This is a genomic window from Terrabacter terrae, assembly GCF_039529575.1.
Taxonomy (GTDB): Bacteria; Actinomycetota; Actinomycetes; order Actinomycetales; family Dermatophilaceae; genus Terrabacter; species Terrabacter terrae.
The window spans coordinates 191,210-198,567 of sequence record NZ_BAAANB010000020.1; the positions used below are offsets into that span (position 1 = coordinate 191,210).

Consider the following 7,358-nt stretch of genomic DNA (forward strand, 5'->3'; position numbering starts at 1 on the left):
CTGCCGATCGGCGGAGCGAGCTGGCCGGTCCTGAGGAGCGGGAGGATCGCGTCCCACTGGGTGCGCAAATAGGAGGGGTCGGGTGTCCAGAACGCGCCCCAGCCGACCCCGATCACGCTGAGGTTGCCCAGGAGCAGCCGGTTGACCTTGACCTCGGGGATCTGCCCGGCGGTGAAGCCGATGACGAGCAGCCGCCCCTCTGGTGCCAGCGAGCGCAGGCTGTCGGTGAAGCGGTCGCCGCCCACCGGGTCGACGACGAGGTCGACGCCGCGCCCCTGCGTCAGCTCCTTGACGGCGTCGAGGAAGCCGTCGGCCAGCACGATGTGGTGGGCACCCGCGGCCCGGGCCGTCTCGATCTTGTCCTCGGACGAGACGACGGCGATGACCCGGGCGTCCATGGCGCGGGCGAGCTGGACGGCGGCCGTGCCGATGCCACCGGCGGCGCCGTGGACGAGGACGTCCTCGCCGCGCTCGAGCTGCCCGCGCCGGGTGAGAGCGAAGTGGACGGTGAGGTAGTTCATCGGCAGCGCCGCCCCGACCTCGAACGGCACGTCCTCGGGCAGCGGGAAGACCATCGCCCCGGGCACCGCGACGGTCTCGGCGAAGGCGCCGAGGACCGGGAAGGCGGCAACGCGGTCGCCCGCGTTGAACGCGGCGCCCTCGCCCGCCTCGCGCACGACGCCGGCACACTCCGCGCCGGGCACGAACGGCAGGTTCGGTCGCATCTGGTAGAGCCCGCGGGTCATGAGGACGTCGGGGAAGCTCACCCCGGCCTCGTGGACGTCGACGAGGACGTCGCCCGCCTCGAGGGTGGGCTCCGGCACGTCCTCGACGGTGACGGCGGAGGGTCCCTCGAGGCTCGTGATGCGGGCTGCTCTCATGCTCCGACCCTAGTTGGCGGTGGGCACGGGGGTGATGGCGAAGCGCGCACGGAGGAGGGCGGCGTCGCGTGAGCTCGGTCCCACTCCCAGCTCGAACTCGCCGGGCTCGACGACGCGGCGACTCGTGGCGTCGACGATCGAGCACGCCGACGCGGGGACCTCGATGCTCGCCGTGACCGACTCCCCCGGCGGCACGATGACGCGCCGGAATGCCTTGAGCTCCTTGGTCGCCCACGTGACGCTCGTGACGATGTCGGTCACGTACGCCTGCACGACCTCGTATGCCGTCCGCTGCCCCGTGTTGGTCAGCGTGACCTCCGCGCGCACGATGTCTTCGGGCGTGAGCTCCGTGGCGTCGAGGGTGAGGCCCGACCACTCGACGGTCGTGTAGGACAGGCCCTCGCCGAAGACGAACTGCGGCTCCTGCGTGAGATCGGCGTAGCGGTGGCCGTGCTGGCCCCGGACCTGGTTGTAGTAGGTCGGCTGCTGGCCGACGTGGCGCGGCACCGACACCGGGAGCCGCCCGGCCGGCTCGATGTGGCCGAGGACGAGCTCGGCGACGGCCCGCCCGCCGCGCATGCCGGGGCTGAAGGCCTCGACGACGGCTGCGGCGCGCAGCGCGCTCGGCGGCAGGACGTTCGGCTTGGAGTGGAGCAGCACGACGACGACGGGGATGTCGGTGTCGGCGAGCCCGTCGACGACGGCGTCGAGGAGGGCGACCTGACCGCCCTGGAGCTCGAGGGTGGCGGTCGAGCACCCCTCTCCCGTCAGGGCGACCGTGTCACCGAGGACCACGACGGCGAGGTCTGCAGCCCGGGCGGTCGCGACCGCCTCGGCGAGCTGGTCGGGGTCGACCGGCGCCCCCGCGGAGATCGGAGGACGCGGCTGGCCGTCGGGGAAGAGGGGGCCGTCCGGGTCGGGCACGAGCATCTCGATCTCGGCGCCGCCGGCGTGGCTGACGGTCCACGTGCCCGGGACGACGGCGCGTAAGCCGTCGAGGACGGTCTCCACTGCCTCGCGCGGGTGGCCGTCGGGCATCCAGTCGACCTGGCCGGACGCGCCGGCCCAGTCGCCGAGGTTGGCCTGCGGGTCGTCGGCGTTGGGGCCGAGGACGGCCACGGTGCGCGGGCCGTCGCCAACGGCATACGGCAGGGAGCCGTCGTTGGTGAGGAGCACGAGCGAGCGGCGGGCGACCTCGAGGTTGAGGTCGGCGTGCTCGGCGGAGCCGATGACGAGGCGCTGGCGCTCGAGATCCGGCGGGCGAGGGTTCTCGAAGAGGCCGAGCTCGAGCTTGAGCCGGAGCACGCGACGGGCGGCCTCGTCGATCTGCCCCTCGTCGAGCAGGCCGCGAGCGACGGCCTCCTGCGCCGCCTCGAAGAAGGCGGGGGTCGTCATGACGAGGTCGTTGCCGGCGCGGACGGCCACGGTCGCGGCCTCGACGTCGTCGGCGCAGACCTTCTGCTCCCAGACCATGCGGCCGACGTTGTCCCAGTCGGTGACCAGCGTTCCCCTGAAGCCCCACTCGCCCTTGAGCACCTCGTCGAGCAGCCAGCCGTTGGCCGTCACGGGGACGCCGTCGATGGCCTGGTAGCCGAGCATGAAGGTGCGGCAGCCCTCCTGCACCGCGCGCTCGAACGGCGGCAGGAACCAGGACGTCAGCTTCCGGCGGGACAGGTCGGCCTCGCTCGCGTCGCGGCCGCCCTGGGTCTCGGAGTAGCCGGCGAAGTGCTTGGCGCAGGCGAGGATCGCCGTGGGGTCGGTCAGGCCGTCACCCTGGTAGCCGCGGACCATGGCCGCGCCGAGCTCGCTGATGAGGTGGGGGTCCTCCCCGAAGGTCTCGCCGACGCGCCCCCAACGCAGGTCGCGGGTGATGCACAGCACCGGCGAGAACGTCCAGTGCACCCCGGTCGCGGCGACCTCGACGGCAGTGGCGCGGGCGGCCCGCTGGACGAGGTCGGGGTCCCACGAGCCGGCCATGGCCAGCTGCGTCGGGAAGATCGTCGCGCCCGGCCAGAAGGAGTGGCCGTGGATGCAGTCGTCGGCGGTCAGCAGCGGGATGCCGAGACGGGTCCGCCTCGCCAGGGCGATGGCCTCGTGCATCCGCTCGGGCGAGGTGTGCAGGATCGAGCCGGCGAGCTTGCGTTGCACGATGTCGGTGAGGTCGCCGCGCGCGTCGAGCTGCAGCATCTGGCCGACCTTCTCGCTCAGCGTCATCCGCGCCAGCAGGTCGTCAAGCCGCTGCTCGACCGGGAGGGAGGCATCGCGGTAGGGCAGGGCGTCGGTGGCGTCGTGAGGCACGTCCCGACGCTAGTCGACGTCGCCCGGCTCACCGGCGACCTAGGCTGAAGGCGTGATCGAGCCCCTGGTGCGACTTCCGGACGGAACCGTCAAGCAGGTCAACCCGATCAGCGGCACGAAGGTGTGGACGCTTCCCGGCCGCGGGGCCCGTCCATTCATGGTGGCGCGGTCCACCCCCCTTCCCCTCGATCCCGCCGACCACGACCGCCACTGCGCGTTCTGCTGGGGCCGGATGCTCGAGACGCCGCCCGAGATCGCGCGTGTCGTGCGGGAATGCTCGGCGAACGGGGCGGCGCAGGGCCCGCGGTGGCGCGAGCTGCGTGGCCTGCTGGCCGAGCAGCTGGACGACACGACACCGGAGTTCCGGCTCTTCCCCAACCTCTTCGAGATCCTCACCTACGACTACTGGCACCTGGCCCACGGCTTCGAGCCGACGCCGGAGTCACAGGCGCACCGGACGGCATACCTCTCCACGCCGCTGGGGCGCGAGCAGGTGACGGCGCTGGCGCACATCCGGATGCGTGCCCGGCGCACGGGGGGTGCCGACCCGGAGCCGTTCGACGAGGACGACCTCGAGCGCGAGTCGGTCGCACTCTTCGCCGGCAACCACCAGGTCGTCGTCGCCCGCCGGCATTTCGTCGACGGCGCGACGGACGACTCGCAGAACGCCGGGTCCGGGACACTGACGCCCGAGGAGCACTGCGAGTACACGCGGTTCACGATCGGGGCCGTGCGCGACCTCTACCGCGGCAACCCGCACGCCCGCTACGTCTCGGCGTTCCAGAACTGGCTGCGTCCGGCAGGCGCGTCCTTCGACCACCTGCACAAGCAGCTCGTCGCGATCGACGAGCTCGGCACCGACGTCGAGCGCGAGGCGGCGAGACTGCAGCAGGAGCCCGAGCTGTTCACCCGCTGGGGCGCGGACTTCGCCGAGGCCAGAGGGCTCGTCGTCGCGCGCACGCCGACGGCCGTCGCGTTCGCGGGGGTCGGGCACCAGTACCCGACCCTGGCCGTGCACACCTCGAACACGTCGGCGCGCCCGTGGGACCTCTCCGAGGACGAGGTGCGCGACTTCTCCGACCTGCTGCACGCCTGCCACGCGGCCACCGGCACCGGGGTGCCGACCAACGAGGAGTGGCACCACGGCCCGCCGTCGCTCGACCTGCCGATCCCGTTGCGGGCGCTGGTGAAGTGGCGGGTCTCCACCCCCGCCGGTTTCGAGGGGAACACGAAGATCTACGTCAACACCATCGACCCCTGGACGGTTCGGGACCGAACGCTCGCCCGCCTGCGAGTGCTGGCCGCCGAGGGTCGGGTCTCCGACCGCGTCGAGGTCGCCTGACCCGGGCGGGCCGGCGACCTCCGCGTCGACGGCCTCGGCCTCAGACCTCGCTGCCGTGGCCCTCGGTGCGACCCTCGTTGACGCCGCGGCCGGTCTCGGCCTGGAGCCGGTCGATGTGCTCGGAGGCCTGCGCCTTGGTCAGGTCGGCCGGCAGCGTCTCGCCGGCCTCGCGGGCCAGCGTCTCGAGGTAGCTGCGCTGTGCGCCGGTCATGGCCTCGTCACCGGTCACCCAGTCCTCGGGGTCCTTGACGGTCGAGTCGCCGGCCGTGCCGCCGATGACGTCCTCACTGCTGTCGGGGGCCTGGTTGTTCGAAGGTGTGTTCGAGTCGCTCATGGCTGGCTCGTACCCACTGGACGAGAGAAGCGCACGCGCGGCACCGCGGCCGGCGGTCGGCCCGGCAGGATGGGCCCATGCGAGGCTTCGACGAGCTGGTTGGCGAGGCGGAGTCGGCCGACCTCACCGGATGGGGCTTCGGATGGCTGGAGGGCCGGGCCACCGAGGAGCGCCCGCCGTGGCGGTACTCGAGGCTGCTGGCCGACCGGCTGGCCGTGGCGGAGTCGGCGCTCGACCTCGACACCGGGGGTGGTGAGGTCCTCGCGGAAGCGCCCGTGCTGCCGAAGCGAATGGCCGTGACGGAGGAGTGGCCTCCCAATGTCGCACGAGCGCGGGAGGTGCTCGGCCCGCGAGGCGTCGAGGTGGTCGAGACGACGCTGGGTGAGCCCCTCCCCTTCGCGGACGGTTCGTTCGAGCTGGTCACCTCGCGACACCCGGTGCGGCCGGACTGGGCCGAGATCCGGCGTGTGCTGGCGCCTTCCGGGCACTACCTGGCCCAGCACGTCGGTCCGGCGTCCGCCTTCGAGCTGATCGAGTTCTTCCTCGGGCCCCTCCCTCGCGAACGCAAGGGGCGCGACCCGCGTCGCGAGGTGGCGCAGGCCGAGGCGGTGGGCCTGACCGTCACGGAGCTGCGCACGTGCCGCTGTCGCATGGAGTACTTCGACGTGGGAGCCGTCGTCTGGATCCTGCGCAAGTGCGTCTGGTGGGTGCCCGACTTCTCGGTGGACCGCTACCGCGACCGCCTCAGCGAGCTGGACCGTCTGATCCGGCAGCGCGGCTCCTTCGTGGCGCACTCGTCCCGGCACCTGGTGCAGGCCCGCCGAGCCGACGGCGGTTGACGGCCGTGACGGTGCGTGGCGTCACGGCTGCAGCTGACGCTGCCGCCTCGCCCTGTGCATTGGGTCGTGTGGTGACCCAGAGTTCCGCGGGCCCCACCCGCTCCGGCCGTGGTTGGCTGCTGGGTCACGTGGAGACTCAATGCACTGGGAGCGACGGCACCTTGGGCACGCCGGCTTCCGTGGCGGAGCGAGCGAGCGCGTCCCGGAGGGCCGCTGCGGCCGAGTCGATGTCCCGCCGGGGCCACGCCGGGCCGCCCAGCTGAGCCCAGGCCACGCCTCGGGGGTCGATGACGGCCAGGAACGTCGCCGTCGTCGGCGGCGCGCCCGTGGTCGGGGCCCAGCGGTCCACCGTCGTCCCACGCAGCAGGGTCGTACCGCCCACGGTGCGGGCCGTCGTGTCGGCGCAGGCCGAGGCGCCGGCCGCGAGGGCTGGGCCGATGGCCAGCCCTCCACCCGGGCGCGGCGTCATGACGGTGTAGGTCATCGTCCGCGGCACCCGGTGGGGATCTCCGGGCGCTCCGGACCTCCGCCCGTCGGGGCCCGGGACGGCCGAGCTCACCCACCGCTGCGCAGCGGAGGCGTGGACGAGGGCGTCGACGGACAGGCCGGTCCACGGGACGGCCTGCGCGCAGTCGGGCTCCGGCGGCAGGTCACCCGGACAGGAGTCGGCGTCCGGTCCACGCGTGACGGTGACGGTCTCGTCCGGCAGGGCGTCGGGGTCCGGCCGCCAGCGGCCCTCGACCTTCACAGGACCGGACCACGGGCCGCGGACCGTCGTCGTGGAGCACTTCAGTGGGTCGACGGGCGTCATCTGCGGCGCAGCCGGAAGCCGCCGCACCGCTGCCGCGGTGTCGACGGCGGACACTGAGGAGGATCGGCCGGCCGGCGGCGCGTCCGCCGTGGCGGTGCAGCCAGCGGCGGCCAGCACGCCCACCAGACCCAGCACCGCGCGACGCATGGCTCAGCGCGCGAACGCCATGGCTTCGGTGACGTCGCCGCGGAGCATGTCGCGCCGGTCGAGCAGGTAGTTCTGGCGCATCAGCCACGGCGCACCGTCGCCCTGCTGGGGCAGCTCACGCGCCGCACGCTGCACATAGCCCGAGGCGAGCGGCAGCAGCGGCCGCCCCTCCATCCCGCCGGGGGCCCGAGGCGTCGCCGTGCGCCAGCCGTGCTGCTCCATGTGGTTCAGCAGACGGCACACGTAGCGGCTGGCGAGGTCGGCGCGCAGGGTCCACGAGGCGTTGACGTAGCCGACGCACACGGCGAGGTTCGGCACGTCGGCGAACATCAGCCCGCGGTAGACCGTCAGGTCGCCCGTCTGCCGGGGCTCCCCGTCGACGCGGATCGCGATGCCGCCGGCGAGCTTGATGCGCAGGCCCGTCGCGGTGACCACGACGTCGGCGTCCAGCTCGCGCCCTGACCTGAGCCGTATGCCGTGTGGCACGAACGTCTCGATCGTGTCGGTGACGACGTGGGCCCGCCCACCGCGTACGGCTGCGAAGAGGTCGCCGTCGGGCACGACGCACAGGCGCTGGTCCCACGGGTCGTAGGTGGGGGTGAAGTGGTCGGCGACGAGGTCGGTCGAGCCGAGCGACCTCGCGGCGCCCTTGGAGAGCAGCGACCGCATGACGGCGGGCCGGCGGCGGCTCAGCTCGTAGACGCCC

General features: G+C 73.1%; 7 protein-coding genes. 2 read left to right on the forward strand and 5 right to left on the reverse strand.

The annotated features are described in order from the left end of the window. Both ABD194_RS09940 and ABD194_RS09945 read right to left on the reverse strand, forming a co-directional pair. The coding region (locus ABD194_RS09940; RefSeq protein ID WP_343990784.1) for an NADPH:quinone oxidoreductase family protein at positions 1-881 on the reverse strand (881 nt) is incomplete at its 3' end. A gap of 9 nt (positions 882-890) precedes the next feature. Continuing rightward, entirely contained in the window at positions 891-3,179 is a 2,289-nt protein-coding gene (locus ABD194_RS09945; RefSeq protein ID WP_343990786.1) for an exo-beta-d-1,3/1,6-glucosidase, read from the reverse strand. A 52-nt stretch (positions 3,180-3,231) separates the two neighbouring features. On the opposite strand from ABD194_RS09945, the gene ABD194_RS09950 reads away from it, so the two are divergent. Then, positions 3,232-4,521 (forward strand): DUF4921 family protein, encoded by a 1,290-nt coding sequence (locus ABD194_RS09950; protein WP_343990788.1) that lies wholly within the window; start codon positions 3,232-3,234, stop codon positions 4,519-4,521. Between the two features lie 40 nt (positions 4,522-4,561). Here the strand turns inward: ABD194_RS09950 and ABD194_RS09955 are convergent, their stop codons facing one another. Next, positions 4,562-4,855: a DUF3072 domain-containing protein gene (locus ABD194_RS09955; protein ID WP_343990790.1), complete on the reverse strand. Its 294-nt coding sequence runs from the start codon at positions 4,853-4,855 to the stop codon at positions 4,562-4,564. Between the two features lie 77 nt (positions 4,856-4,932). Between ABD194_RS09955 and ABD194_RS09960 the strand changes: the two genes are divergently transcribed. Continuing rightward, complete coding sequence (locus tag ABD194_RS09960; RefSeq protein WP_343990792.1) at positions 4,933-5,694, forward strand: class I SAM-dependent methyltransferase; 762 nt, start codon at positions 4,933-4,935, stop codon at positions 5,692-5,694. Positions 5,695-5,830: 136 nt separating this feature from the next. Here the strand turns inward: ABD194_RS09960 and ABD194_RS09965 are convergent, their stop codons facing one another. Beyond that, the gene (locus tag ABD194_RS09965) at positions 5,831-6,559 is read right to left on the reverse strand and encodes a hypothetical protein (protein WP_343990794.1); all 729 of its coding nucleotides are present in this window, start codon (positions 6,557-6,559) and stop codon (positions 5,831-5,833) included. A 96-nt stretch (positions 6,560-6,655) separates the two neighbouring features. After that, positions 6,656-7,358, reverse strand: a 703-nt coding sequence (locus ABD194_RS09970) for an NAD(P)/FAD-dependent oxidoreductase (protein ID WP_343990796.1), incomplete at its 5' end; no start/stop codon positions are given.